This is a genomic window from Nonomuraea gerenzanensis, from assembly GCF_020215645.1.
Lineage (GTDB): Bacteria > Actinomycetota > Actinomycetes > Streptosporangiales > Streptosporangiaceae > Nonomuraea > Nonomuraea gerenzanensis.
This window is the reverse complement of sequence record NZ_CP084058.1, coordinates 9931614-9956749: the sequence shown is the minus strand read 5'-3', so window position 1 is coordinate 9956749 and position 25136 is coordinate 9931614. Positions and strand designations below refer to the sequence as shown.

Below are 25136 nucleotides of genomic sequence, written 5' to 3'. Positions count from 1 at the left end.
AAGTTATCCAAAGGAGCCGTCATGGCGACAGTCGTCGTGCCCGCGTCGCGGGCAACGACCAGCCGGAACCCCTGGCCCGCGGTGATCTCGCTGGCCTTCGCCGCCTCCATCGCCGCTCTGCAGAACACCGCGGTGGTGCCGCTGCTTCCCGTGCTGCAACGGGAGCTGAACACCTCGTTGAGCGCGGTGAGCTGGTTGCTCACACTGAGCCTGCTGGTCGGCGCGGTGTCCACGCCGCTGCTGTCGCGCTTCGGCGACATGTACGGCCGGCGCCGCATGATCCTCGGCGCGCTGACGCTGCTGGTGATCGGCTCGGTGATGGCCGCGCTGGCGACCTCGCTGGCCTGGCTGATCGTGGCCAGGGTGCTGCAGGGCTTCGTGTCCGCGCTGGTGCCGCTGTCGATCGGGGTGGTCCGCGACTCCCTGCCCAGGCAGCAGCTCGCCACCGGCATCGGGGTGCTGAGCGCGACGATGGGCTTCGGCAGTGGTGGCGGGATGATCCTGGCCGGGCTCGCCTCCGGTGACTACCACCTGGTCTTCTGGATCACCGGCGGCATCTCGCTGGTGGCCGGCATCGTCGTGGCCTTCCTCGTCCGTGACTCGGCCCCGCCGGTCAAGGGCCGCCCCGACCTGCTGGGGGCGGCGCTGCTGACCGCGTGGCTGGTCGCGCTGCTGCTGGCCGTCAGCGAGGGCGGCTCCTGGGGCTGGACCTCGCCGGGCGTGCTCGGGCTCCTCGCCGCGGCCGTCGTGCTGGCGGCCGTATGGGTGCTGGTCGAGCGCCGGGTGGCCGAGCCGCTGGTGCAGATGGCGATGCTGGTGCACAGGGGAACGGTCGGGGCCACGGTGTCCTCGTTCCTGCTCGGGTTCTCGTTCTTCACCCTGCTGACCGGCATGTCCGGCTTCGCCCAGGCGCCGCAGGCGGCCGGCGGGCTCGGGGCAACCGTCCTCCAGGTCGGCCTCTACCTGCTGCCGAGCACGCTGTTCATGCTGGTGATCTCGCTGTTCGCGGGCCGGATCATGCGCAGGCTCCCGGCGGCGGCCATGGTGGCGATCGGCTCGGGGGTCACCGCGCTGGCCGGGCTCTGGCTGGTGCTCCAGCACACGGCCCCGGCGCACCTGTACGTGGCGTCCTCGCTGATGGGGGTGGGCCTCGGCGTCGGCTACGCGGCGCTGGGCACCATGGCCGTGGAGCACGTGGCCGCCGACAGGACGGCCGTCGCGGCCGGGGTGAACGCGCTGGTGCGGATCGTGGGCGGCAGCGTGGCGGGCGCCGCGATCGCCGCCGTGCTGGCCGCGGGCGGCGGCTACCCGTCGGTGTTCGGGGCAGCCGCCGGAGCGGGCGTCGTGGCCGCGCTGTTCGCGGCCGGTTACGGCTATCTCAACCGCAGGGCGGTCACAGCGCCTTCAGGCCACTGATCACTTCCAGCAGCACCTTGGCGTCCGGGGCGGGCGGCGGCAGCTCGACCTGCACGAGTTGCTGGGCGTGCAGGTCGCCGACCAGCACCCGGACCACGCCGATGGGCAGGTTCAGCTCGGCCGCCACGTCCACCAGCCGGGTGGGCTGGGTGCACTTCTGCAGGATGATGAGATGCTCGGGGTCCAGGCCGCGGGGCGGCGTCAGACCACCGGCGGTGATGATGACCGCGATGAGGTCGATGGCCTCGCTCGCGGGCACCGTCCGGCCCCTGGTCAGCAGGTAGGCGGGGACGATCGGACCGGCGTCCTCGTCCAGCCAGCGCTCTTCAGTCACTTCGCACCACCCGCATGGGGCGAGCGGCGGGCTCCTTCTGCACGGCCTTCGCCGGGGCTTCTGGCTCCGGCTCTGCCACGTGCTCTTCCGGGATCAACACGATCGCGGTGGTCCCTCCATATGGTGAACCGCGCAACGTCACGCGGATGTCGTGCCTGGCGGCCAGGCGGGAGACGACGAAGAGGCCGAGCCGGTCACTGTCGGCCAGGTCGAACTCCGGCGGGCTGGCCAGCCGCTCGTTGTAGTCGGCCAGCTCTTCTGCTTCCATCCCGAACCCCCGGTCCTCGACCTCGAAGGCGAAGCCCCGGGCAGCCGCCTCACCGCGCACGATGACCGGCGTGTGCGCGGGGGAGTAGACGGTGGCGTTCTCGATCAGCTCGGCGATGAGGTGGATCACGTCACCGACCACGGAGCCGGCCAGGCGCTGGCCGGACATCGGCTCGATGACGACCCGCTGGTAGTCCTCCACCTCGGCGGCGGCGCCGCGGGCCACGTCCAGCAGTGGCACGGGGCGGCTCCAGCCGCGTCCCGGCGTCGCGCCCGACAGGATGATCAGGCCTTCTGCGTGGCGGCGCATGCGCGTCGTCAGATGGTCCAGCTTGAACAGGTCGTCGAGCTGCTCGGGGTCGGTGGCCCGGTGCTGCATGTCCGCGAGCTGGATGCGCTGGCGGTGCAGCAGGGTCTGGCTGCGCCTGGCCAGGTTGCGGAAGACGTGCCCGACGCCCTCGCTGAGCTGCGCCTGGCCGACCGCGGCCTCCACCGCCGTCTGCTGCACGGTGGAGAACGCCTGGCCCACGTCGTCGATCTCGACCGTGGTGCTGGCCACCGACAGCTCGGGCATCTCGACCTTCTCGCCCTTGCGCAGCTTGGCGACCACGTGCGGCAGCCGTTCCTGCGAGACCTCCAGCGCGGCCAGCCGCAGTGCGCCGAGCTCCTTGGACAGGCGGTTGCCCATGCGCAGCGAGAACGCGATCGACACGATGACCAGCGCGAGCGCCGTGCCCGCGAGCAGGAACGCCCGCGACAGCACCTGGTCGGCCACCGGGTCGGCGCGCTCGTTCAGCAGCGTGCTGGCCCGCATCTGGGCCTCGTGGAACGACTTGGACAGCCCCTCGGTGGTGCTCAGCCAGCCCATCGGCGTGCCGCCGGCGATGATCTGGTCCTCCATCATCCGCATCCGCTGGTAGGCGGCGGTGCTGATGAGGGCGACCTGGGGGTCGCGCAGCGCCGGGTCGAGCTCGCCGAGGCTCTGGTCGATGAGGAAGCGCCGGTTGCCCGCGATCTGGGTGAACAGCCTGCGCTCCGCCGCGTTCACCGTGCCGAGGCCGATGGCCTGCTCCCTGCTCAGCAGCTCCCTGGCGTAGCCCATCTCGATGACCACGCGGGACTGCTCGTAGATCGGGATGTCGTCGATCAGCGCCACCTTGCGGTGCAGGCCGTACAGGGTGTCGGTGATCGAGTTGTACGCCTCCACCGTGTGCAGACGGTCCGACAGACCCGCGTCGATCTCCCCACGGACCGAGTCGAGCCTGTCGAGTTGCGTGTACACCGCGTTCACCTGTGTGCGGATCTCTTCCGATCTGTCCTTCGTGGTACTGGAGAGCTTGGTGAACGAGTCCCGGGCGGCGTCGGTCTTGGTGCGCTGCGCGGCGACGGCGGACTCGTCCGCGACGTTACGCAGGAGCTGGGCCGAGATGAGACGTTCGCGCTGGATCTCGCTGATCAGTTTGTACGCGGGAAGGCGGAGGTTCGTCCAGACTGTCTTGTATTGACGCAGCTCCAAGCTCTCGCTGGCGGTAACGGCGGTGATGACCCCCCACAACACCACCATGGAGGTCAGCGGCACCAGTAGTAGTCCGATGATCTTCATGCGGATCGTTCGGCTACGACCCATGGCACCTCACTCCGGTCGGTCCCAAGCTGGCAACCCCGGACGGGACAAGCCCCGAGAATAGCAATTCGATCACCTGAATGCCCAATTTTTCGGGACTTTTGGACACGTGTCACGCCCCGGGTGGATCTTGGAGTAGGTTTCCCGGGAATCACATCGGCCACAGAGGGAGCTCGCGTTGCGCCGTCGACTCGTAGCGGCCGCCGCGCTGGTGCTCCTGGCGGCCTGCTCGACGCCCCCGGAGCCGCAGCGGGCGCCGGCGGGGGAGTCCCCCTTCGTCTACGTCAAGAACACCGACATCGTCACCGAATGGGACCCCAGCCGCTCCTACTCCAACGAGATCATCGCCTTCCAGAACGTCTACGAGACCCTCACGCTCTGGAACCCGGTGACCAAGAAGTCCGCCCCCCGCCTGGCCACCTCGTGGCGCTCCTCGGCCGACGGGCGCACCTGGACCTTCACCCTGCGCTCCGGCGTGACCTTCCACACCGGCAGGCCGCTGGACGCCGAGGCGGTCAAGAGCTCCATCGAGCGCACCGTGAAGGCCAGGACCGGCGCCTCCTACATCTGGGACGCCGTCTCCTCCATCAGGGTCGAGGGGCCGCTCACGGTGACGTTCGCGCTGAAGTACCCCGTGCCGCTGGACCTGGTCGCCTCCGCCGGGTACGCCGCCTACATCTACGACACCAAGGCCGCCCCCGACCTGACGAAGTTCTTCCGTGAGGGCAGGGACGCGGGCTCGGGGCCGTACACGGTGACGAAGTGGAACCAGGGCAAGGAGGACGAGCTCACGCTCTCGGCGTACGACGGGTACTGGGGCGGGTGGCAGCGGCCGCACTACAACACGATCAGGTACAAGGTGGTGCCCGACACCGAACGGGCGTACCGGATGTTGCAGGACGGCGAGGCCAGCTTCGTCGACCGGCTCGACCCGCGGCTGTTCGCCCGAGCCTCGGCCGCGCCCGGGCTGCGCACCTCCGACCGGCCGTCGTTCACCACGGCGATGATGTTGTTCAACACCGCCACCGGGCCGATGAAGGACATCAGGGTCCGCAAGGCGGTGCAGAAGGCCGTCGACTACCGCGGCCTGATCAAGGCGCTCAAGGGCTCCGTGATGCCCGCCAGCGGCGTCGTCCCCGAAGGGCTGCTCGGCCACGTGCCCGGCCGCGTGCCCGAGCAGGACCTGGCCGGCGCCACCCGGCTGCTCCAGCAGGCCGGCTACGGCCCCGGCGGCCGTCCGCTGCGGCTGCGGCTGACCTACGGCGAGGGTGAGGCCGACGAGCAGGTGCTCGCCCGGCGGCTGCGGGCCACGCTGAGCAAGCTCAACGTGACCCTGGAGGTCAGGGGCATGCACTGGAACGACCAGTGGGAGCTGGGCAAGAAACGCGGCCAGGACATCTTCGTCATGTACTGGTGGCCCGACTACGCCGACGGCTACTCCTACTTCGGCCAGGTCTTCCACAGCGCGAACCCGCCCGAGCTGAACATGACCTACCTCAACGACCGGACCCTCGACGCGATGCTCGGCACGGTGCCCGAGCTGACGGTGACCGACAAGCCGGCGGCGCAGCGGGTCTACGAGCAGGCCACCACGCGGGTGCTGGACCAGCGGGCGGCCGCCGCGCTGCCGTGGGTGGTCAAGTCGCGGCGGGCCTACCTCGGCGGCATCCAGGGCTACGACGACAACCCGGCCTACCCCGACGTGGTCTTCGTCTACGACTTGCGGCCGTCGGGCTGAGCGCTCTCGACCCGCTCGCGCAGCTTGGCCCTGATCTCCTCCGGGGTGTAGGCGCGGCGGCGCCGCTCGGCCCGCGCGATCACCACCCCCGTCGCCGCCACACCCATGATTCCGGCCAGTCCGAGCATCTTCCACCAGCGCATGTTGCCTAGGCTAACCCTGTGCTGACTCTCGACGAGGCCGTCAAGGTGACGAGAACCGGCGACCTGTGGATCTTCCGCGGCCGTTCGGTGCCCGACCGCGCCATCCAGACGATGACCAACAGCCCGGTCAACCACGTGGGCATGGCCATCGTGATCGAGGACCTGCCGCCCATGATGTGGCACGCGGAGCTGGGCAAATCCCTGCCCGACCTGTGGTCGGGCACCCACCAGCGCGGGGTGCAGCTGCACGACCTGCGCGCCGCCGTGACCGTCTGGGCCGACCGCTACGACCAGCGCGCCTGGCTGCGCCAGCTCGACCCCGAGGCCACCCCCGAGATGGAGGACGCCGCCCTGCGGGCGGTGGCCCGCCTCGACGGCACGCCGTTCCCGTCCACCGCCCGGCTGGCCGGACGGTGGATGAAGGGGCGGATCCCGCGCCGCAGCCGTAAGGAGCAGACGCTGGAGCGCGCGTACTGCGCCGAGGTGGTGGCCGTCACCTACGAGGCGATGGGGTTGCTGCCGGAGGGGAAGCGGCCCAACTGGTACGACCCCGGGAAGTTCTGGAGCGGCGACGATCTGGAGCTGTTGCTGGGGCGGCGCCTCGGCAACGAGATCACCGTGGGGGTGGAGCGGACGCGGCGGCCGTCCTGACCCTCGGTCCGGCCAGGGGCAGTGTGGCGGCGACGAGCAGCGCCACCAGCCCGAACCCCGCCGCGTAGCCGGTGAGCCCCAGCACCAGCCCGAACCCCATCGCCCCCACCCCCATGCCCGCGTCGTAGGCCAGGTTCCACAGCGCGCTCACCCTGGCCGCGCCGCCCCGCTCGAACATCAGCGCCAGCGTCGCGTTCTGCACCACCCCGAACCCGGCCCCGAACAGCGCCATCCCGGCCACCACCGCCACCGGCCCGTCGGTCCAGGCCTGCAGCGCGACGCCGGCGGCGCAGGCCAGCACGCCGGGCGCGAGCAGCCCGGCCGAGCCGTGCCGGTCCCCGTGCCTGCCGGCCCACCAGCGGGCGGCGGGCGTGGCCAGCGACTGGACGAGCAGCGCCGCCGAGGCCAGCTCCGGCGTCCCCGCCAGCGGCAGGAACGTCACCAGCACACCCGTCGCGGTCGTCACCGCCGCGAAGAGCAGCGCCAGCCCCGCCAGCCCACCGCCGCCGTCCTCACCACCGGCTCGCTTCGCAGCCGTGGGCCTCTTGCCAGGCAGTCCCGGCACGGCCGCCAGCCCGGCCAGCGGCACCAGCCCCGCCACGGCGAACACCGGCCCGAACCCCAGCGCCTCACTCGCCCACAACCCCACCGGCAGCCCGAGCACCGACGGGACGCCCACCGCCACCCCGTACAGCCCCAGCCCCTCGCCCCGGCGCTCCTCGGGCACCAGCTCGGCCGTGAGCGCGGTGCCCGCGACCACCAGGATGCCCAGCCCGGCCCCACGCAGCACGCTGACCGCCACCACCCACCCCACCGCCGCCGACACCGGCAGCGCCAGCGCGGGCAGCCCCAGCAGCACCAGCCCGAGCCCCAGCACCGCGCGGTACCCGAGCCGGGACAGCAGCCACGGCACCGCCAGCTCCGCCACCACCGTGGCCAGCATCATGGCGCCGGTGACGGCCCCGGCGCCGAGCCCGCCGGCGCCGCCCGTCGCCGCGTACAGCGGTACGGAGGAGAACAGCAGGTAGAAGCCGAGCAGCCCGGCCGTCGAAGCGGCCATCATCAGGTTCATCTCGCGGGTCATCATGGCTTCGACGGTCGCGGAAAGCCGCCCCCGCCACATCGGGCATGATGCGTAGCCGCCTCTTCATAATGGGGGGCGTGTTCGTGGGACGTGCGGCGGAGCTGGCCCGCCTGGCGGCGGCGCGGGAGCGTGCGCCGGGCGTCGTGCTGGTCGTCGGCGAGGCCGGCATCGGCAAGACGCGGCTGGTCGGAGAGTTCGTCTCGGGGATCGACGCCTTCGTGGCCGAGGGCGGGGCCGATCCTGGCTGCGTCGCGTACGCGCCGTTCGTCCCGGTGCTGCGCGGCATGGTCAGGCACCACGGCGCCGCGCTCGTGCCGGGCGGCGGGCGCCGGGGCCTGGCCCGGCTGCTGCCCGAGCTGGGGGAGGTCGAGGAGCTGCCTGACCTGGGGCGGGGCCGGCTGTTCGAGGAGGTGCTGCTCCTGGTCGAGCGGTCGGCCGCGCGGCGGCCCCTCGTCCTCGTCCTGGAGGACCTGCACTGGGCCGATCAGGCCAGCCTCGATCTGCTGGTGTTCCTGGCGCGCAACCTGATGGCTCCGGGAGTGCTCGTCGTCGCGACCTCGCGGGAGCCGCTGCGGCTGCCGGGGGCCGAGGTGATCAGGGTGCCGCCGCTCGGCCGCGAGGAGGTGGCCCGCCTGCTCGGCCGCGACCTCCGACCCGCGCGGGCGGCCCTTGATCTTGATGCGATCGTGGCGCGCAGCGAGGGGAACCCGCTGTTCGCCGAGGCGCTCGCCGACGCCGGCGCCGCCACCCCCGCCTCGCTGCGCGAGCTGCTGCTCGCCGGCGCTGAACGGCTGCCCGCGCAGGGCCTCGACGTGCTGCGGATCGCCGCCGTGGCCGGCCGCAGGACCCCGCACGACGTGCTGCGCGCCGTCGCGGGCCTCGACGACCTCGCACTGGACGAGGCGTTACGACCGGTCGTCCGCGCCCGGCTGCTGCTCGTGGACGGCGACGGCTACACCTTCCGCCACGCCCTCATCCGCGACGCCGTCTACGACGACCTGCTGCCGGGCGAACGCCGGCGCCTGCACGCCCGCTGCGCCGAGGCCCACCCCGAGCTGGCCGCCGACCACTGGTACGCGGCGGGGGACCGGCGGCGCGCCTTCGAGGCCGCCTGGACCGCCCGGCGCTGGGAACGGGTGCTGGAGCTGTGGGACCAGGCGGGGGACGGCGCCGACCACGTCCACGTCCTGGAGTTGGCCGCCCGCGACGCGCTGTGCGAGGGCGACGCGGAACGCGCCGAGGAGCTGGCCACCCGGGCGCTGGAGGAGGTCTCCGGCCCGGCCCGCGCCCACCCCGCCGACCCGGCCCGCGTTCCGCACGGCGACCCGGCGCCTGCCCAGCACGGCGACCTTGCCCACGGCCCGTACGGCGATCCTTCGTCCCGCGCGTACAGCGACCCGCTGCGTGCGGCGCGGCTGCTGGAGCTGCGGGTGGCCATCCGCGACCTCCTCGGCGAGGAGGGCCTGGACGACCTCCGCGCCGCCGTACGACTGGCCCCCCGCGAGTCCCGCCTGATCGGCGCCCTGGCCACCCTGCTCGCCTGGAACGGCCAGGACACCGAGGCCAGAACCCACGCCGAGGAAGCCCTCGCGCTGGGCGACACCAGATCCCTCACCACCCTGGCCGCCCTCACCGCCCTGGACGGCGACCTGGGAGCGGCATCGAGCCTGTACGCCGAGGCCAGAGCGACCGCCCCCGACGACGACAGCCTGCTGATGACGTACGCCAGCGAAGCCGACGTCCTGGAGGCGGCGGGCAAGCACGCCAGGGCGGAGTCCGTCGCCCGCGAGGGCATCGCCAGGGCCCGCCGCCTCGGCCTGGCCAGGTCACGCGGCGGCCACCTGGCAGCGAACCTGGCCGAGCCGCTCGCGTCCATGGGCCGCTGGAAGGAGGCCCGCGAGGTGATGCGGACAGCGCTCGCGCTCGACCCGCCGCCCATCCACCGCGCCTGGATCCTCATGGTCCTCGGCACCATCGCCGTCTGGGAGGGCACGCTCGGCGAGGCCGAGGAGATCGTGGCCAGGGTCAGGCCGCTGATGCGCGGCCGTTCGCGGGGCTACGACTCCTGCCTCGAACCCGACCTGCTCGAATGCCGGCTCGCCCTGGCCGCCCGGGACCCGCGGCGGGCGGGCCGCATGGTGGACCACGTGCTGGCCGGGCACGACCTCAGGCTGAGCCGCCGCTACGCCTGGCCGCTGCTGGCGCTGGCGGCCGGTCTGGGACGGGTCCGCACGGCGCCCACCGGCCTCGCCACGACGGGACGCGTCCAGCAGGCGCACCGGGCCACGTTCGAGGCCGAGTGCGGTGGGCCGTGGGAGGCGGCCGTGGCGAGCTGGCGGGCGGTCGGGCAACCGTACGCGCTGGGCCAGGCCCTGGTGCGAGCGGCCGAGCAGGACCCCGAGCACGCCCGCGAACGGCTGCGCGAGGCGGTCGCCATCGCCGGCGACCTCGGCTCGCAGCCGCTGCGCGACGCGGCCGAGGCGGCGGCGGCCACGTTGCGGGTGTCCCTCGGCGAGGAGCTCCTCCTGTCGGCCAGGGAACGGGAGGTGCTCGGGCTGGTCGCCGAGGGGCTGAGCAATCGGCAGATCGCCGAGCGGCTGTTCATCTCGGCCAGGACGTCGGGCGTGCACGTGTCGAACATCATGGCCAAGCTGGGCGCGGCGTCCCGCGTGGAGGCCGTCGCCAGGGCCAGGCGTACGGGCCTGATCTGAGCCCTCGCGGGCCTCGAGACAGCCCGCACCTGATCTAATCCGGGCATGAACACTGTGAACGTCGCCGTGATCGGCGTCGGAAACTGCGTGTCCTCGCTGGTGCAGGGCGTCGAGCACTACCGTGACGGCGACGCCCCCGGCCTGCCGAACCCCGTCTGCGCCGGCTTCGCGATCTCCCAGGTCCGCTTCACCGCCGCCTTCGACGTCGGCCGCGCCAAGCTCGGCCAGGACCTCTCCCAGGCCATCTGGACCGCGCCGAACAACGCCCGCGCCTTCGCGGACGTGCCGCACCTCGGCGTCCCCGTGGTGGAGGGCATCCTGGCCGACGGCGTGGGCGCGGGCTCGGCCGACCTGATCGACCCGCGCGGCGCCGCCACCCCGGCCGAGGTCGCCGCCCACCTGCGGGAGACGGGCAGCCACGTCGTGCTGAACTTCCTGCCGACCGGCGCCCAGCGCGCCGCCGAGCTGTACGCGCAGGCCGCCATCGAGGCCGGCTGCGCGTTCGTGAACTGCATGCCCGCCGTCCTGGCCCGCTCGCCCGAATGGCGCGCCCGCTTCGCCGCGGCCGGGCTGCCGCTGGTCGGCGACGACCTCAAGAGCTCGTTCGGCGCCACGCTGGTGCACCGCGCGCTGGTCGACGCCCTCACCGGCAGCGGCGTCCACCTCACCGAGGGCGCCCAGCTGCTCGGCGGAGGCAACATGGACTTCGTCAACCTGGAGGACTCCGCACGGATGCGGAGCAAGCAGGCGACCAAGGCGACGGGCGCGGGAGCCGCCACCCACGTCGCCGCCCAGTACGTGCCTTTCATGGACGACCGCAAGGTCGCCTACATCCGGTTGAACGGGGAGGGGTTCGGCGGGTCCCCGCTGGAGCTGGAGCTGCGCATGGTCGTCGAGGACTCGCCGAGCGCCGCGGGCAACGCCCTGGACGCCGCCCGGCATGCCAAGCAGGCCCTGGATCGGGGGAGGGGCGGGCTGCTGGAGGAGGTGTCCGGCGCGCTGATGAAGGCGGTGTAGCCGATGCGCCGTTCCGGCCCTCCCGCCGGCTGTGGTGGCACGCTAGGGACATGCGCCTGGCTACCTGGAACGTGAACTCCGTCAAGGCACGGCTGCCCCGCCTGCTCGAATGGCTGGCCGACACCGCGCCCGACATCGTGTGCCTGCAAGAGACCAAATGCCCCGCGCAGGCGTTCCCGGCGGCGGAGGTGGGCGCGCTCGGCTACGCCGTCGCGGCCCACGGGGACGGCCGCTGGAACGGCGTCGCGCTGCTGTCCAAGGTCGGCCTGGAGGAGGTGACGCTCAGCTTCCCCGGCGAGCCCGGCTTCGGCGAGCTGGAGGGCGTCGGCGCCGCCCGTCCCGAGGCCCGCGCCATCGGCGCGACCTGCGCGGGGATGCGCGTCTGGTCCCTGTACGCGCCCAACGGCCGCACCCTGGACTCGCCGCACTTCACCTACAAGCTGGACTGGTTCGCCGCGCTGCGCGAGGCCCTGGCCGCCGAGGTGGCCGCCGGGCCGGTGGTGGCCTGCGGCGACTACAACGTGGCGCCCACGGACGCCGACGTGTGGGACCCCGCCCTGTTCGTCGGCGCCACCCACGTCACCCCCGCCGAACGCCAGGCCCTGGCCGAGCTGCGTGCCCTTGGGCTGCGGGACGTGGTGCCCACGCCGATGAAGGGGCCGCATCCGTACACGTACTGGGACTATCGGGCCGGGATGTTCCACCAGAACAAGGGGATGCGGATCGACCTCGTGTACGCCAGCGAGGACGTGGCGGGGCGGGTGCGCTCGGCGTACGTGGACCGGGAGGCCCGCAAGGGCAAGGGGCCGTCGGACCACGCGCCGATCGTCGTTGACCTGCAGGCATAAAGAGAGTCACAAATCGCTGTCGGCCGAGTATTCTGTGTTCTCACAGTTTCGGGGGCGGTAAGCAACTCCAGAGGACCACAGGGGGGATTCCCGTGGAACCTTCAGACGGCCGCGTCATCTTATTCATCCTGATCGGACTCGCCGTGTTCGCCCTGGGACGCCGGTTCCAGGCCATGATCATCATGCGTCAGGTGTACAAGCAGAGCGCCAGGCAGGTCTCGGCCCGCAGGGCCACCGCGCACAACGCCGCCAAGTCGATGATCGGGGTCACGTTCGTCGCGATCTTCGTGATCTGGCTCGTGCTCAATCTCAACCGCATCATGTAGGTGCGGGGTGGGGGGTGCGCGTCGCGGGGGAGCGCGTGCCGGGACGACGAGTTGTGCTGCGTGCTGCCTCCAGCGAGCCCGCAGCACAACACCCACCACGTCGGTCACGTGCGCCGGGCCGCGACCACCTTCGCCAACCCGGCCGCCACCACCACCGCGACCCCGGCAGCAGCCAGGCTCACGGCCCGCGTCAGCCGTACCGCACGCCCGATATCCCCGACCCCAGGCCGAGGCCCATCACCCATCGTCGGCCGCTCCTCGACCCTCCCCCCGTAAACGTTCTTCCCCCCGAGCGTGACCCCGAGCCCCCCGGCGAACGCCGCCTCGCACCGCCCGGCGTTCGGGCTCGGATGCCGATGCCCGTCCCTGCGCAGCACCTCCCGCGCCCCACCAGGATCAGGCGCGGTCAGCACGGTCAGCACCCCGGTCACCCGCGCCGGCACGTAGTTCGCCACATCGTCGAGCCGGGCAGCGGCCCACCCGAACCGCTCGTACCGCGGCGACCGATGCCCGATCATCGCGTCCAGCGTGTTGATCGCCCGATACGCCAGCATCCCCGGCACCCCCGCCACCGCCCCCCAGAACAGCGGCGCCACCACGGCGTCGGAGGTGTTCTCGGCCAGCGACTCGACCGTGGCCCGCGCCAGCTCGGGCGCCTCCAGCCCGCTGGGGTCGCGACCGCACAGGTGCGGCAGCCGCGCCCTGGCGCGTTCCACGTCGCCGCGCTCCAGCGCGTCCGCCATGTACGCGCCCTCCCCGGCCAGCGTGGTGCCGCCGAGCACGGCCCACGTCGTCAGGGCGGTCACCGTCGTACGAAGGACCCTGCTGCGCGAGGTCGCCCGCACGGCCAGCACGCCGAGCGCGGCGGCACCACCGACGCACACGGCGACGTGCAGCACTCCGCGCGGCCGGTCGTCGGCGTACAGGGACTGCTCCAGCCGCGCCGCCCCACGCCCGAACACCGCGACCGGATGGGCGGGGCTCTGCGGGTCGGCGAGGAGCCGGTCAAGGGCCACGCCGAGCGCGAGCCCCAAGGGGTCATACCAAATGGGCATGAAGCTCATCTTCGTGCACATCCAGCCACGCCGCGGCCCGGCGGATACGCTCACCGGCGCCGCCCGCCCACATCTTGGCCCAGTTCCCACCGCTCGCCGCACGCGTGCGCATCACCGTGTAGGAACGATGAAAGCGCAGCCTGGCCAGCTCAACCAGCCGCCGCCGGTCGCGCGGCGACACGCCGTACGCGTCGCAGAACAACCGCAACCGCGCCCCCACATCCACCGAACGCAGGAGCGGCGCCCGATCGACAGGATCGGAGATGGGCGCCCAGTGGCGCAGCGTGGTCACGATGTCGAACAGCCGGGTCGTCGGCCGCGCCAGATCAAAATCGATGAACGCATACGGCCCCGCCGGCCCACCCCCACCCGCCCGCCGAAAGATCACGTTCTCAGGGGTCAGGTCACAATGCCCGATCACCTCAGCCGGCCGATCGTCATTCGACCCCCCTTCCCACCCCGCCCCCGCCAGCGAGAACCCGGCCGTCGCATCATGAAACCGCCGCAACAACCCGGCAAGCTGGGCCAACGCCTCATCGGTGACGCTCTCCAGCCGGAGCCCGGTCGTGCCAGGAAGAAAGGTGAGCACCTCGCGACCGAACTCATCCATCCCCACCACCCTCGGCGCCCCGTCGAACCCGACGGTCTCCAGGTGTCTCAGCAGGGCGTGCACGGCGGGCGTCGACGTACTGGCCGGTCTGCGCACGGTGTCACCGACGCGCACCACTCCGTCTGTCACGTCCCCGCCCTGCAGCGGAATCTCATGCAGGAGCGTCGCGACCATGCCCAGACAGCTTAGACCTATTCGCCCCACCCTCGCCTGGCCTTTTCCCACACAAGGGATCATCGCCGCGGCCCGCTAGCCTGCAGCTTCATGCCGATCCTGCTGTCGCTGGCCGCGTTCGCGATGACGCTGCTCGGCGGCCTCGTCGCCGACCGCGTCGGCAGCCGCCGCCACCTCGTCCTCGGCTTCGCGGCCGGCGTCATGCTCGGCGTCGTCGCCTTCGACCTCCTCCCGGAAGCCCTCGCCACCGCCCCCCTCCACCTGCACGGCGTCCCGCTCCCCATGCTGACGCTCGCCCTGGCCTTCCTCGGCATCCACATCGTCGAACGCTCGATGGGCATGCACGACGCCCACGAAACGGACTACGCCACCCACCGACACGCCCGGGCGGGCGTCGGCCTCACAGCCGGCTCGGCCCTCGTCCTCCACAGCTTCCTGGACGGCGCCGCCATCGGCGCCGCGTACCAGGCGGACACCTCCCTGGCGCTGGCCGTAGCGATAGGCGTCATCGCTCACGACTTCACGGACGGCTTCAACACCTACACACTCACCTCCCTCTATGGCAACGCCCGCCGCCGCGCCCTCACCCTCCTCACCCTCGACGCCCTCGCCCCCGTAGCCGGCGCCACCCTCACCGCCCTCCTCCCCATCCCCCACACCATCCTCAGCGCCTACCTCGGCCTTTTCGCCGGATTCCTCCTCTACCTCGCCACGTCCGATATCCTCCCTGAGGCCCATACGCCCAGACGGGCCACTGGATGGACGTTGACGGCGACCGTGCTGGGAACGTTGTTCGTGTGGGGTGTGATCGGGTTGACAGACTGACACGGGGAAAACGTGTGCGTGACATGTCGCCGGATCATGCACAATAAGGCGGGAGCGCCCTTAGCTCAGCTGGATAGAGCACCGGACTTCTAATCCGACGGTCGCAGGTTCGAATCCTGCAGGGCGCGCAACTCTTGACCTGGCGGTCCCTTGATCGCCAAACGGACCAAGATCGCGTATGTAGCAACGCGTGTAGCAACGCGCTCACGATGCCCTCTTTCCCCTCGAACCGGGGCCATTCGTGAGGCTGGCGAGCAGGCCGTCCATGCTCTTGGCCGCCTTGTGCTTCACCTCGTCGAAGATGTGGACGTAGAGATCGGCCGTCGTCGATTGGCGTGCGTGCCGCAGGACACCCTGAATGGTCTTGATGTCGGCACCTTCCGAGAACAGGAAGGTCGCGCAGGCGTGCCGCAGGTCGTGGATTCTCAGCCCTTCCTCGCCGGGGCCCTGCCGCAGGTCCGCCCGCTTGCACAGGGCATACCACGCCCGGTTGACGTTCCGCGGCTCCAGCGGTGTGCCGTGGCCCGTGCAGAACACGAGGTCGGGATCGACCCACACCTCGGCTCGCAAGCGGTCGGCCTTCTGCGTCGTGCGCAGTTCCTTCAACGCCTGCAGGGCCGTGGCGGGGATGGCCACCGTCGCCTTGCTGGCGACGGTCTTCAGCGACTTCTCGACCAGCTCGCCACGCCGCCGGCCGGTCTCCTCGTCCTTTTCGCCCCGTAGCCGCTGGATTGACTTCTCCAACCGGACGGTCCCGGCCTCGAAGTCGATATGCGACCACCGCATGCCGAGTCCCTCGCCCTTGCGCAGGCCGAGGGCCAGCAGCACGAGCCAGTAGACCCACAACCGATCATCAGCGGCCTCGACCAGGAACCGCGCCGCCTCCTCCTTGGTCAGCGGCTTGAACTCCTTCTTGTCCACCGAGGGCGCGTCCACGAGCAGACAGACGTTCTTGCCGAGGATCTCGTCGTCCACCGCGTCGTTGAGAGCCTTGCGCAGGATGGCGTGCGTGTAGGCGATCGTCCGGGCCGACAGCTTCGCGGGCTCGGGAAGCTTCTTCTCGCCGGGCCGGAGCTTGTGCCGCCGGTTCCTGCTCGGCTTCGCGGCCAACTCCAGTAACCAGGTACGGATGTGCGTGGTGTTCAGCTCGACGAGCTTGACCTTGCCGAGGTGGGGAACGATGTGCAGCTCGATCTTCTCCCGGTAGGAGTCGAGCGTGGACGGCGCGAGCCGCCCGGCGGCGACCCGCTGGGGGAGCGTCACCGCGAGCCAGGCCGTGAGCAAGTAATCGGCGATGGTGTCCGTCCGACCGGCCGTGATCGGCTGGCCGGCCGCGATCTCGGCCTCGGCCTTCTTCTTCTTGTCGGCGGCTTCCTTGCGGGTGCTGCCGTACACCGGCTTACGCTTGCCGTTGGGCAGGTAGACGGTGGCAACCCACTTCCCGTCACTGCTGCGCTGGTAGGGCCGCCCGTCGCGATTTCCGCGCGTACGGGGCTTTCTCGTTGCCATGGGCTACTCCGATGTGTCGTCGTCGTCTTCCCAGAGAGGTTCCATAGAGTTGGCGGTGCGCCGGCGTCGCTTGCGGGGCGCAGCCTCGACCGCGAACAGCGTTCCGAGCAACTGCGTCGTGTGAGCGGCACGGTCACTGTGGCCGGCCAGTACGAGGGCACGGCCTGCCCAGACGGCGACCTCCTGGCGCCCTCGGCGCTCGCTTTCGACGATCCCCTCAATGAGGTTGTTCAGTCGGCTGCGTTCCTCATCGAGGCGGTGGTTCCAGTAGTTCTGTAGGGCGTCCTTCTGCATGGGGGTCAGGGGCGCGTCGCGTATCCGGCGGACGCTCTCTGTCATCGGCAGTCCAGGGGGAGCCGCATCGCTGAGGAGGTCTGCCGGGACGTGACCCGACAGGGCCAACAGCGGGTCGATCTTCATCTTGAAGAGTCGGGCGAGTTCCACCAGGTGCTTGATCTGGGGCTGGTTGCCCTGCCGCCACCGTGTGACGGTGGACTGCTGCACGCCGATCGCGGCGGCAAGCTGGGCATCTGTTCGGTAGCCCAAGCCCTTGGCGGTGGTGCTCACCCACTCGGCGAACGTGGTCATCTCGTTGTCCATGCCGTCCCTTTGGGAACATCTCGCGGGTCGTGGAGGGCTGGTTCATGACAGCTCGTCCGTGCATGAGACGGTAGCCTCGCTCATGCATCCGTGCAAGTTGGTTGTAGTTGTAGCAAGTTGTAGCAGCAGGTCGAAGGGCTAATGATGCGCATGGGCGCGTGCACGGATGCACACGTGCGCACCGCTGCGCACCTGTCTCCTCCTGTCATAAAGTCTGTATCGCTCTGTAGCGCCGATGCTTCCTAAGCATTCCATCTTGTTGTCTGCCGCGTCCTGCCTGGATCTGCTTCGCCACCTGCGGTCCTTGCGTTGTCTCGCGTTATCTTCCGTTAGTTCTCATCAGTTCTCGTTAGTTCCCCTGAGTTCCCCAGGGTTGGCCTTTCTTGGCACCCAGCGGCCCCTCTTGGCGCGCGTTGGCACGCCTTGGCAGGCGTTTAAGAGCGCTAATGCGTCTTGCGCATGTACAAGCACGGCTTCGCTCGCGAGCGAAGTGCGAACATCTGCGCGGGTAACCCGGCTTGCCGAGTGGAGAGACCGGATCAGCCGTAGTAGAGTCTTCCGTGGGTCAAGCAAGGACAGGGGAGCTTCCCCTAGATCTCTGGTGCCCGGAAAGCAGTAAGCCCCCCAGTGGGGTGCAGGTGAACAGAGGTGCAACTCCGTTCCCTGCACCGATCCCACTGAGGGGGCCGACAACTTAACCCAGGCTGAACCTCCTAGAACCGCCAAGAACCAGGAGTAACCAAGATGGGTCAAGCGCGCCTTGATTCTATGTGTGCCCAGGGGCACAGGAAAACCCCCTTCCCGGATGCTGCCCTTGTGCGCCCGGTGGGCGAGTCGCCCCAGATCGACCTTTCCAACTACGCGCACCTGCCTGCGCTGATGCGGGTCCGCGACGTCATGGCGGAGACCAAGCTCTCCAAGGGCACGATCTTCCGCGAGCTGAAGTCCGGCCGCCTCAAGAGCGTCAAGCCCACGCCGCGCGCCCGCCGGATTCCGGTCGAATACTTCGCGGCGTGGATCGAGCTGCTCAAGGCCGAGGCCGACGAGAGCAGCTCCACTGCCGTCGCCTGATCCACGGTCCTCCTTTACCCCCGTGTAGTAGTCCTCGACGAGCAGACCCGGGGGACCGTGGTGACGCCTGTTTCCGGCGCCACCAGCGGCGCCATGCCCATTCCCGACTACTTTCCCGACCCGCTCGCGGTGGTGGAGCGCGGCCTCGCCGTCGCGCCGATCCCGCCGGGCGGGCGGGTGCCCGCGCTGAAGGACTGGCCGAACCGGTGCAGCAACGACCGGGCCGTCATCCTGCAACACTGGCCGAACGGCTCCAACATCTGCGTCGGCTGCAAGGCGAGCGGCATGGTCGGCATCGACCTCGACCGCAACCACAGCGAGGCGGACGGCGTCGAGTCGTTCACCGAGCTGTGCGAGCAGCACGGCCAGACCTGGCCCAAGACCTTCACCGTGCAGACCCCTCGCGGTGGGCTCCACCTCTACTACTGGGCGCCGGCCGGGCGGACGTTCGGCAACACCACGTCCCGGATCGGCCTCGGCATCGACACGCGCGGCCCCGGCCGGGGCAACGGCGGTGGCTACCTGATCGGCCCCGGCTCGATCGTCGGCGGCAAGCCGTACGTCGTCGTCCGGGACATGCCCGTGCAGATCCTCCCCTCGTGGCTGGCCGACCTGCTCGACCCGCCGCAGGAGAACACGACCAAGCCGCTCGGGCCCATGCCCGCGGTGGACAACAAGTACGTCGCCGCCGCCGTGCAGGGCGAGGTTCAGCGCATCCTCGACACTCCCAAGGGAGGGCCCGGGGTGCCCGGCCGGAACGACCAGCTCAACCGGTCGGCGTACGCGCTCGGGCGGCTCGTGGGCGCATACGTGCTCAACCAGGCCACGGCCGAGGCTGCCCTCCGTGCCGCCGCTGACGCGGTCGGGCTCATCGCCGAGGACGGGCCGCGCGCCGTGGAAGCGACCATCGCGTCCGGCCTCGGTGCTGGCCTGCGCAAGCCCCGGTACATCAGGGGGGTTCGATGACGATCACCGCCGAGGACATCACGCGATCCGCGTTCGCTGAGGGCGGCGAGGCGATCCCCGCAGACCTGCGGCATCGCATCGACATCACCCACGAGGACGAGGCCGTCAACGCCATCGTCAAGGCCATCAACACCAACGTCATCCCCGACGTGTACGTCCGTAGCGGCGAGGTGTGCGAGGTCTGCGAGATCGACGACGGCGAGGGTCCGCGCCTGGTCATCCGACCCGTGGACGCCGACCGGTTGAGGCTGCTGCTCGCCGAGCACACCTACTGCTACCGGTCCAAGACCATCAAGACCGAGGCCGGGTCCAAGACCATCGAGACGTCGGGCCTGCCCGCCGTGTCCACCGGTCGCGCGGTCCTGTCCCGGACGTCTTGGCCGGGCCTCAACCTGCTGGCCGGGGTCATCGGCATGCCGATCATCCGGCCGGACGGCACCGTCCTGGCGACGCCCGGCTACGACTCGGCGACCCGCCTCTACTACCAGCCCGCGCTGGCGGTCGGCCCCATCCCCGACCAGCCCACGCTGGCCGAGGTGTCCGAGGCGCGGATGTTCGTCTTCGACTACGTCCTGACCGATTTCTGCTGGGACTCGGACGCGAGCAAGGCGAACTACTTCGCCGCGCTCATGACGCCGATCCTGCGCCGGTTCATCGGCGGGCTTCCCCCGTTCATCCTGATCAGCGCGGCGACGCGCGGGTCCGGCAAGTCCCTGCTCACGGAGATCATGAAAGCTGCGTACGGCATCCACATGACGCCGTGGGTCCGGCGCGAGGAGGAATTCAAGAAGAAGATCACGTCCTTGTTCCAGGACACGTCCGAGCCGGTGATCGTGTTCGACAACGTCGAGCCGTTCGACACCATCAGCCACGGCTCGCTGTCCATGCTGCTCACGTCCACCAAGTGGAGCGAGCGCATCCTCGGGGCGTCCAACATGTTCACCGCGCTGAATGATCGGCTGTGGGCCGCCACCGGCAACAACCTCTCGGTCGGCGGGGACGTCGCGTCCCGGTCGGTCCTGACCCGCCTCGACCCGCGCATGGAGCGGCCCGAGGAACGATCCGGGTTCGCCATCGACGACCTTTGGTCGTGGCTCGGCGAGGAGGCCAACCGGGCCGACCTGCTCAGGAGCCTGCTCATCCTCGCCCGCGCGTGGATCGCGGACGGGGCCGAGAAGGACACCACGCGCCGGATGAGGAACTTCACCTCGTGGGCGCAGGCCATGGGCGGGCTGATCGCCTATCACGGCCTGCCCGACTTCCTGGCCAACCTCGACGAGCTGACCACCGGCTCGGACGACGAGGAGACCAGCACGGCGGCGTTCATCCTCAAGTGGTTCAGCAAGTACGGGACCGCACCCCAGCGCGCCACGGCCCTCGTGGACAGCGCCCGCGTGGACAACTTCGGCGGCACGCTGGTGGACCCGTGGGACGGCACCTTCCCGAGCACCTACAAGGACGGGAAGAACATCCCGTTCACCGCGAAGGGTCTCGGTAAGTTCCTCGCCGCCCGCCGGGATCGCATCTTCGCTGGTCACGTGCTGCGTGCCGACCTCGACAAGAAATCGAAGGTGTGGTCTTACCGGGTCCTCCCGCACGACGAGGAGGCCGACCAGTGACCGGGGTCGGCGGGGTTTGGGTTCGCCCGGCGGGGTCTGAGCGGGGTTTGGGCGGGGTTTACGAGCCCCGGTTTCAGCCAAACCCCGCCGATAAAACCGCAGGTCAGAACCTCTGTAACTACCTCTGGCGGGGTGTAGCGGGGTTTGAGTTCAAGTCCTACACGTACACGCGCACACACACGCGCGCACATGTCCGGGACCGCTCAAGTAACCCCGCTACACCCCGCAAACCCCGCCGACCCGCCTTGACCTGCAACAACACCGGCGGGCTTTAGCCCCATGGAGCGCTTCCAAACCCCGCCGCCAAACCCCGCTAACCCTGAGATCCCTCCGGGAGGCAAGAAATGACCACCACTTCCTACTTCCAAGCCCCGCTTCACCCGACCGACTGGGACGCCGTCGCCGTACCCGCGAGCACCCGTGAGGGCCTCGTCGTCGTGTGGCTGTGCGAGGAGGGCGCCGAGCGCCTCGGCAAGCGGCGACTGCACCTTGGCAGCCACGGGTACGCGAGCCTCGCGATCGACGGGCAGGACACGCCGGTTCACCGATACCTGCTCGGTCTCAAGCGCGGTGACGGCCTGCTCGGCGACCACATCAACGGCGACCGCCTGGACAACCGGCTGTCCAACTTGAGAATCGCGACTCACCAGTCCAACGCCGGCAACCGCCGGGCGCTCTCGTCTTCCGGCTACCGAGGCGTGGTCCGTTCCGGCAATCGGTGGGTGGCGCAGGGCAAGGTCAACCAGCGCACTCACTACCTCGGCACCTACGACACCGCCGAGGAGGCCGCGCAGGTCAGTCACGAGTGGCGCACCCGCAACTTGCCGGGCTACGAGGGCACCGGCCGAAACCGCTACAGCCGTACGCCGATCTTCCTCGCCGCCGCCACCGAGACGGCCTGACCGAAGGGACAAGTCCATGACCAACGTCGTCATCGTCCTGAGCTACGTGCTCGTGTTCGCCGCGATCTTCATTGCCTACCAGCGGTCTGAGATCAAGGCGCTCAAGGAGTCGCGCGACCTGGCCCGCACCTCTCGTGACGAGGCGTGGGACCGCATCCACAAGCTCCACGCCGAGCGCCTCCGCGACATCGAGCGCAGCACCGAGCGGATCAACGCCATGACCACCACGCTCCGCACCGTCCGCGAAGCGTCCGAGGCCCGCCTCAACAACACCACGAAGGAAGTTTGATCATGAGCGCGAACCAGATCCCTTTCACCGGCCCCAAGCCGGACGACACCTGGAACGGCAAGCCCCGCCCGCACTCGTGCGTCATGTGCACGATGAACGGCGGCATCGGCCACAGCCTCCCCGCGCTGCTGCGCATCGCCACCCGCGAGCTGGAGATCCCCGACGAGCAGCCCGTCCAGCCGTTCCGCCGGGCCTGCGCCTACTGGTCGGCCCGCGCGCAGGCGTACTGCGGCGGCACTCACCAGGTCGCCGTGTTCGGAGGCATCGGCGCCCGCTGCTCGCAGCACAACCCCGCCGTCACCGCCGCCGCGTACAAGTCGCTGACCAGCCCCGTCGCCCTGGCCGTGTGATGAGGCCGGGCCTGATTACGGCAGGCCCGGCCCCCACCGCCCACCATCTCACGACACCCGAGAGGAACGACATGCACACCCGCACGTGGCCGACTCGCGAGGAGTGGGCCGCCGGCGCCGAGGACGCGGTGAGGACTCAGTGCTACCCGTGGCAGCGCGTGCCCGAGAGCGTCGAGCACTACCTGACCCCGGCCGAGGTCGCCGAGCGCGACCAGTTCGACAGGGACCTGTCCGCAGCGACCCGGCCCGTGGTCGCCACCGAGATCAAGCGGCTCAAGGCCACCCTGCCGAGCGCCCGCCCGACCAAGGTCATGGAGGCGTTCCACTGGTACGAGGCCCTCGACCCGCAGGGACAGGAGACCGAGCAGCGCATCCAGATCCTTGAACGGGTCAGGACCGCGCTCTACCACCGCGCCCGAGGCATCGCCGCCGACGACCGCGAGTCCGTGTTCAGCGTCCCCGACATGGTCACCAACCAGACCGAGTTGAAGCGCCTCGACGCGCTCAACACCAAGCATTCCCGCCTGCGAGACAAGGCGATCGAGCAGGCCCTACATGAGGCCATCGCCCGCGAGGTCGCCCACCGCAACAGCGATGAGGGATGGGCCGCCGAGCTGGAGCGCCGCGCCCGCATCGACGCCTACCTCACCAACGGCCCCATCGTCCACGTCCGCTAAGCACATGGCCGGACCTGCTCACATCAGGCCCGGCCGGAACGGGTTATCCCATGCGAGACACCATTGGCCGACACTTCCAAGTCCGGGTTCGTCGGTGCGCGGATCAGCACAGCCGTGACGAAGAAGCCCGCGCGACGTCAGGCCAGCGCGGATGCGACCGGCTACCCCGGGATGTCCAGGCATAGGGGTTGAACTCGATGACGTCGTTCACCTGGAGCTACAGGACAACCCCCACGGGAGGCCATCGAGATACGAGGTTTGACCAGCGAAAGGTAACGGTAAGTAAAGGCTTGACTACAGATAGTGGCCATGGTTCATCGCTTCGACAGGGAGTCCACTCGTGCGCAAAATCGCAGTCCTCTCCGCTGGCCTACTCGCCACAGCAGCGGCGGCCCTGGTCGCCCTTGCTCCGGCGGCCTCAGCCGCTCCAGCCGTCACCTACGACGACTGCTACGCGGGAGGCGGGACGTTCGCGTTCCTCATGAGCAATCCCCCACGCGCCTACTGCGAAGGCGGTACCTACAACGGCCAAGACATTCCGCCCCTCCAGTAGCAGCAGTCCCAAAGAAAGCGGCAGGATCTCCCTCCCCTGCTGATCTCCTCAGGTGAGCCTCCCGCAAGAGGCTCACCTTCACTTATGACGCGCCCTGGCCTACATGAGCACCGCCGAGGGCGAGACCATCCGGGTACAGATGTCCATCGACTCATTCGACGACCAGAACGACCGGCCAGGTTACCCACGTCCGTAACCTGGCCGACCTGCATCATCACTGTGATCGGGGGACCGATGACCACCGTTGACTGCGACCTCTGCACCGCACCCGTACACGACATGGGGCGCGTCTGCTCTCGCTGCGCCGCCCCGCTCATCACCGACCTGCGCGACGTGCCCGCCCTCGACGCCGAGTTGGACGTGACCGTGTTCCGGCTCGCGAAGATGACCGCCGGGAACACCGGCGGCGGACACGCCACCGAGACGCCGGTCCCGTACAACGCGACCGCCGACGACACCGGCCGCGCACTCAAGGCCGTGCTCGCCTCGTGGTGCGCCCTCGTCTCCGACAAGCGCGGCGTACCCGGCCCGCTCGACGGACTCGCCCCCATGTCGAGGTGGCTCATCGAGCACGTGACTTGGCTGCGCCACCACGAGGCCGGCCCCGACGCCGTGACCGAGATCCGCGACGCCGTCCGAGCTGTCCGCCGTGCGATCGACAGGCCGCGAGACCGCAGGTACAGCGGACAGTGCGACGGGTGCGGCTCGGCCTTGTACGCCTCGGAGCGTGCATCGCAGGCCGTCTGCCCCGTGTGCGTCGGACCCGAGGGCGAGCGCACCACCTACAGCGTGCAAGAGCGACGGGACGCCATGCTCTCGGCCATGGCCGTGCTGTGCATGGCGCCACCGGAAGCGAGCTACGCCCTGTCGATCCTCGTGCGCCCGATCCCCGCGAACACGATCAGGGTGTGGGCCAAGCGCGGCAAGCTGCTGCCTGCCGGGGTGGACGACAAGGGCCACAGCATCTACCGCCTCGCCGACATCGCTGCGCTCATGCTGCCCGAGCAGCAGGCCAGTTAGTTGCAGACGCAACCATCCTCTGTCACACTGCGTTGTGATAGCCGCGTGTGACATAGGCGAGTAGGGCTCGGTCGCAACGACCGGGCCTTTCGCATGTCCAGCCCCAGCAAGGGAGACGACATGCGAAACGCACGACACAGAAGCGGACGCCCGTATCGCCGAGCACGCGAGCGGATGTTCCTGATCTATGGGCACACCTGCCACCTATGTCTGCACGGTGACGCACACGAAGCTGATCACTTGACACCGATCAGCCTTGACCCTGATCAGCCCGTTGACCCTCATGCGATGAGACCAGCCCACGGAGCGAACAGCCCGTGCCCGGTGTGCGGACGGAAGTGCAACACCGAGCGAGGCAACAAGCCGCTGACCAGCGCACCTCTCAAGACGTCGCAAGATTGGTGAGATCCACGTTTCCGCAGGTCAGAGACTTTTGATCAACCCCCTGAATGACCCCGCGCCTAGGCGTCCTTTTTTCTCTCCCCGCGAGTGCATGGGCGGTGATCATGAGCGAGTCGGATCTTGCCTCGACCGTGCAGGGTGGCGACCGCCGGGCCGCGCTGGAGGGCATCCGGGACAAGCTCGCCGTTGAGCTGGCCGACGCTTCCGGCCGGGACGCCGCCGTCATCGCGAAAGAGCTGCGGGCGACGATCGCCGAGCTGGAGAGCCTCCCGGGTGGCAAGGGGGTGAACCCGGTTGACGATCTCACCGCCCGCCGTGCGCGTCGGATCGCAGACGCCCAGGGTCGCTAACTGGC

The 25136-nt window shown here is 70.0% G+C and carries 25 protein-coding genes and 1 tRNA gene; 18 read left to right on the top strand and 8 right to left on the bottom strand.

Features of this window, described 5'->3' with window-relative positions; all coding sequences use genetic code 11:
- Nucleotides 1–21: 21 nt before the first annotated feature.
- A complete protein-coding gene (locus LCN96_RS46255; RefSeq protein WP_225268752.1) occupies nucleotides 22–1416 on the top strand; it encodes an MFS transporter in 1395 nt (464 codons plus the stop codon).
- Here the strand turns inward: LCN96_RS46255 and LCN96_RS46250 are convergent.
- Both LCN96_RS46250 and LCN96_RS46245 read right to left on the bottom strand, forming a co-directional pair.
- Nucleotides 1394–1750: a DUF742 domain-containing protein gene (locus LCN96_RS46250; protein ID WP_043630385.1), complete on the bottom strand. Its 357-nt coding sequence runs from the start codon at nucleotides 1748–1750 to the stop codon at nucleotides 1394–1396. The genes LCN96_RS46255 and LCN96_RS46250 overlap by 23 nt on opposite strands.
- On the bottom strand, nucleotides 1743–3644 hold the full coding sequence (locus tag LCN96_RS46245; RefSeq protein ID WP_225268751.1) for a sensor histidine kinase: 1902 nt from the start codon (nucleotides 3642–3644) through the stop codon (nucleotides 1743–1745). Before LCN96_RS46245 ends, LCN96_RS46250 begins: the two co-directional genes overlap by 8 nt.
- Nucleotides 3645–3819: 175 nt before the next feature.
- Here LCN96_RS46245 and LCN96_RS46240 point away from each other — a divergent pair, with 175 nt between their 5' ends.
- Nucleotides 3820–5379, top strand: coding sequence for an ABC transporter substrate-binding protein (locus LCN96_RS46240; protein ID WP_225268750.1), 1560 nt, complete (start codon nucleotides 3820–3822; stop codon nucleotides 5377–5379).
- On the opposite strand, the gene LCN96_RS46235 is transcribed toward LCN96_RS46240, so the two are convergent.
- Complete coding sequence (locus tag LCN96_RS46235) at nucleotides 5355–5522, bottom strand: hypothetical protein (protein WP_225268749.1); 168 nt, start codon at nucleotides 5520–5522, stop codon at nucleotides 5355–5357. The two genes, LCN96_RS46240 and LCN96_RS46235, sit on opposite strands and share 25 nt — an antisense overlap.
- Nucleotides 5523–5543: 21 nt before the next feature.
- Between LCN96_RS46235 and LCN96_RS46230 the strand changes: the two genes are divergently transcribed.
- Complete coding sequence (locus LCN96_RS46230; RefSeq protein ID WP_225276207.1) at nucleotides 5544–6173, top strand: hypothetical protein; 630 nt, start codon at nucleotides 5544–5546, stop codon at nucleotides 6171–6173.
- Here the strand turns inward: LCN96_RS46230 and LCN96_RS46225 are convergent.
- Nucleotides 6136–7260 (bottom strand): MFS transporter, encoded by a 1125-nt coding sequence (locus tag LCN96_RS46225; RefSeq protein WP_225268748.1) that lies wholly within the window; start codon nucleotides 7258–7260, stop codon nucleotides 6136–6138. The genes LCN96_RS46230 and LCN96_RS46225 overlap by 38 nt on opposite strands.
- 74 nt (nucleotides 7261–7334) lie before the next feature.
- Here LCN96_RS46225 and LCN96_RS46220 point away from each other — a divergent pair, with 74 nt between their 5' ends.
- The 4 genes from LCN96_RS46220 to LCN96_RS46205 all read left to right on the top strand — a co-directional run bounded on the left by LCN96_RS46220 (nucleotide 7335) and on the right by LCN96_RS46205 (nucleotide 12159).
- A complete protein-coding gene (locus LCN96_RS46220; RefSeq protein ID WP_225268747.1) occupies nucleotides 7335–9968 on the top strand; it encodes an ATP-binding protein in 2634 nt (877 codons plus the stop codon).
- A gap of 45 nt (nucleotides 9969–10013) precedes the next feature.
- Nucleotides 10014–10985, top strand: a complete 972-nt coding sequence (locus LCN96_RS46215; RefSeq protein WP_225268746.1) for an inositol-3-phosphate synthase — start codon at nucleotides 10014–10016, stop codon at nucleotides 10983–10985.
- 50 nt (nucleotides 10986–11035) lie between these two features.
- Nucleotides 11036–11833 (top strand): exodeoxyribonuclease III, encoded by a 798-nt coding sequence (locus LCN96_RS46210; protein ID WP_225268745.1) that lies wholly within the window; start codon nucleotides 11036–11038, stop codon nucleotides 11831–11833.
- A gap of 92 nt (nucleotides 11834–11925) precedes the next feature.
- The gene (locus LCN96_RS46205) at nucleotides 11926–12159 is read left to right on the top strand and encodes a hypothetical protein (protein ID WP_225268744.1); all 234 of its coding nucleotides are present in this window, start codon (nucleotides 11926–11928) and stop codon (nucleotides 12157–12159) included.
- Nucleotides 12160–12263: 104 nt separating this feature from the next.
- Here LCN96_RS46205 and LCN96_RS46200 read toward each other — a convergent pair whose 3' ends face one another.
- On the bottom strand, nucleotides 12264–13214 hold the full coding sequence (locus tag LCN96_RS46200; RefSeq protein WP_225268743.1) for a cobalamin biosynthesis protein: 951 nt from the start codon (nucleotides 13212–13214) through the stop codon (nucleotides 12264–12266).
- A complete protein-coding gene (locus LCN96_RS46195; protein ID WP_225268742.1) occupies nucleotides 13198–13998 on the bottom strand; it encodes a phosphotransferase in 801 nt (266 codons plus the stop codon). The genes LCN96_RS46200 and LCN96_RS46195 overlap by 17 nt, the downstream gene beginning before the upstream one ends.
- 90 nt (nucleotides 13999–14088) lie before the next feature.
- On the opposite strand from LCN96_RS46195, the gene LCN96_RS46190 reads away from it, so the two are divergent.
- Nucleotides 14089–14823, top strand: a complete 735-nt coding sequence (locus LCN96_RS46190) for a ZIP family metal transporter (protein WP_225268741.1) — start codon at nucleotides 14089–14091, stop codon at nucleotides 14821–14823.
- 54 nt (nucleotides 14824–14877) lie between these two features.
- A tRNA-Arg gene (locus LCN96_RS46185) sits at nucleotides 14878–14951 on the top strand.
- Nucleotides 14952–15027: 76 nt separating this feature from the next.
- Here the strand turns inward: LCN96_RS46185 and LCN96_RS46180 are convergent.
- Complete coding sequence (locus LCN96_RS46180; protein ID WP_225268740.1) at nucleotides 15028–16332, bottom strand: tyrosine-type recombinase/integrase; 1305 nt, start codon at nucleotides 16330–16332, stop codon at nucleotides 15028–15030.
- A 3-nt stretch (nucleotides 16333–16335) separates the two neighbouring features.
- Nucleotides 16336–16932 carry a helix-turn-helix domain-containing protein gene (locus LCN96_RS46175; protein WP_225268739.1) on the bottom strand — a complete coding sequence of 199 codons (597 nt, stop codon included), beginning with the start codon at nucleotides 16930–16932 and terminating at the stop codon, nucleotides 16336–16338.
- 816 nt (nucleotides 16933–17748) lie between these two features.
- Here LCN96_RS46175 and LCN96_RS46170 point away from each other — a divergent pair.
- The 9 genes from LCN96_RS46170 (at nucleotide 17749) to LCN96_RS46130 (ending at nucleotide 25131) form a co-directional block, all read left to right on the top strand.
- Nucleotides 17749–18003 (top strand): helix-turn-helix transcriptional regulator, encoded by a 255-nt coding sequence (locus tag LCN96_RS46170; protein ID WP_225268738.1) that lies wholly within the window; start codon nucleotides 17749–17751, stop codon nucleotides 18001–18003.
- Between the two features lie 60 nt (nucleotides 18004–18063).
- A complete protein-coding gene (locus LCN96_RS46165) occupies nucleotides 18064–18969 on the top strand; it encodes a bifunctional DNA primase/polymerase (RefSeq protein WP_225268737.1) in 906 nt (301 codons plus the stop codon).
- Nucleotides 18966–20588 carry a hypothetical protein gene (locus LCN96_RS46160; RefSeq protein ID WP_225268736.1) on the top strand — a complete coding sequence of 541 codons (1623 nt, stop codon included), beginning with the start codon at nucleotides 18966–18968 and terminating at the stop codon, nucleotides 20586–20588. Before LCN96_RS46165 ends, LCN96_RS46160 begins: the two co-directional genes overlap by 4 nt.
- A 344-nt stretch (nucleotides 20589–20932) precedes the next feature.
- Nucleotides 20933–21490, top strand: a complete 558-nt coding sequence (locus LCN96_RS46155; RefSeq protein ID WP_225268735.1) for an HNH endonuclease — start codon at nucleotides 20933–20935, stop codon at nucleotides 21488–21490.
- A 16-nt stretch (nucleotides 21491–21506) separates the two neighbouring features.
- Nucleotides 21507–21779 carry a hypothetical protein gene (locus LCN96_RS46150; protein WP_225268734.1) on the top strand — a complete coding sequence of 91 codons (273 nt, stop codon included), beginning with the start codon at nucleotides 21507–21509 and terminating at the stop codon, nucleotides 21777–21779.
- A gap of 2 nt (nucleotides 21780–21781) precedes the next feature.
- Nucleotides 21782–22129: a hypothetical protein gene (locus tag LCN96_RS46145; RefSeq protein WP_225268733.1), complete on the top strand. Its 348-nt coding sequence runs from the start codon at nucleotides 21782–21784 to the stop codon at nucleotides 22127–22129.
- A 71-nt stretch (nucleotides 22130–22200) separates the two neighbouring features.
- Nucleotides 22201–22806, top strand: a complete 606-nt coding sequence (locus LCN96_RS46140) for a hypothetical protein (RefSeq protein ID WP_225268732.1) — start codon at nucleotides 22201–22203, stop codon at nucleotides 22804–22806.
- A 787-nt stretch (nucleotides 22807–23593) separates the two neighbouring features.
- Entirely contained in the window at nucleotides 23594–24379 is a 786-nt protein-coding gene (locus tag LCN96_RS46135) for a MerR family transcriptional regulator (protein ID WP_225268731.1), read from the top strand.
- A gap of 506 nt (nucleotides 24380–24885) precedes the next feature.
- Nucleotides 24886–25131, top strand: a complete 246-nt coding sequence (locus tag LCN96_RS46130; RefSeq protein ID WP_225268730.1) for a hypothetical protein — start codon at nucleotides 24886–24888, stop codon at nucleotides 25129–25131.
- The last annotated feature ends 5 nt before the right edge of the window (nucleotides 25132–25136 follow it).

Bases quoted from the DNA above. Each gene is read 5' to 3' on its own strand.
- LCN96_RS46200 (WP_225268743.1), bottom strand. From the start codon at position 13,214: ATGCCCATTTGGTATGACCCCTTGGGGCTCGCGCTCGGCGTGGCCCTT.
- LCN96_RS46175 (WP_225268739.1), bottom strand. From the start codon at position 16,932: ATGGACAACGAGATGACCACGTTCGCCGAGTGGGTGAGCACCACCGCC.
- LCN96_RS46245 (WP_225268751.1), bottom strand. From the start codon at position 3,644: ATGGGTCGTAGCCGAACGATCCGCATGAAGATCATCGGACTACTACTG.
- LCN96_RS46235 (WP_225268749.1), bottom strand. From the start codon at position 5,522: ATGCGCTGGTGGAAGATGCTCGGACTGGCCGGAATCATGGGTGTGGCG.
- LCN96_RS46155 (WP_225268735.1), top strand. From the start codon at position 20,933: ATGACCACCACTTCCTACTTCCAAGCCCCGCTTCACCCGACCGACTGG.
- LCN96_RS46130 (WP_225268730.1), top strand. From the start codon at position 24,886: ATGAGCGAGTCGGATCTTGCCTCGACCGTGCAGGGTGGCGACCGCCGG.
- LCN96_RS46150 (WP_225268734.1), top strand. From the start codon at position 21,507: ATGACCAACGTCGTCATCGTCCTGAGCTACGTGCTCGTGTTCGCCGCG.
- LCN96_RS46190 (WP_225268741.1), top strand. From the start codon at position 14,089: ATGCCGATCCTGCTGTCGCTGGCCGCGTTCGCGATGACGCTGCTCGGC.
- LCN96_RS46160 (WP_225268736.1), top strand. From the start codon at position 18,966: ATGACGATCACCGCCGAGGACATCACGCGATCCGCGTTCGCTGAGGGC.
- LCN96_RS46180 (WP_225268740.1), bottom strand. From the start codon at position 16,332: ATGGCAACGAGAAAGCCCCGTACGCGCGGAAATCGCGACGGGCGGCCC.
- LCN96_RS46210 (WP_225268745.1), top strand. From the start codon at position 11,036: ATGCGCCTGGCTACCTGGAACGTGAACTCCGTCAAGGCACGGCTGCCC.
- LCN96_RS46255 (WP_225268752.1), top strand. From the start codon at position 22: ATGGCGACAGTCGTCGTGCCCGCGTCGCGGGCAACGACCAGCCGGAAC.
- LCN96_RS46195 (WP_225268742.1), bottom strand. From the start codon at position 13,998: ATGGTCGCGACGCTCCTGCATGAGATTCCGCTGCAGGGCGGGGACGTG.
- LCN96_RS46225 (WP_225268748.1), bottom strand. From the start codon at position 7,260: ATGATGACCCGCGAGATGAACCTGATGATGGCCGCTTCGACGGCCGGG.
- LCN96_RS46135 (WP_225268731.1), top strand. From the start codon at position 23,594: ATGACCACCGTTGACTGCGACCTCTGCACCGCACCCGTACACGACATG.
- LCN96_RS46215 (WP_225268746.1), top strand. From the start codon at position 10,014: ATGAACACTGTGAACGTCGCCGTGATCGGCGTCGGAAACTGCGTGTCC.
- LCN96_RS46145 (WP_225268733.1), top strand. From the start codon at position 21,782: ATGAGCGCGAACCAGATCCCTTTCACCGGCCCCAAGCCGGACGACACC.
- LCN96_RS46140 (WP_225268732.1), top strand. From the start codon at position 22,201: ATGCACACCCGCACGTGGCCGACTCGCGAGGAGTGGGCCGCCGGCGCC.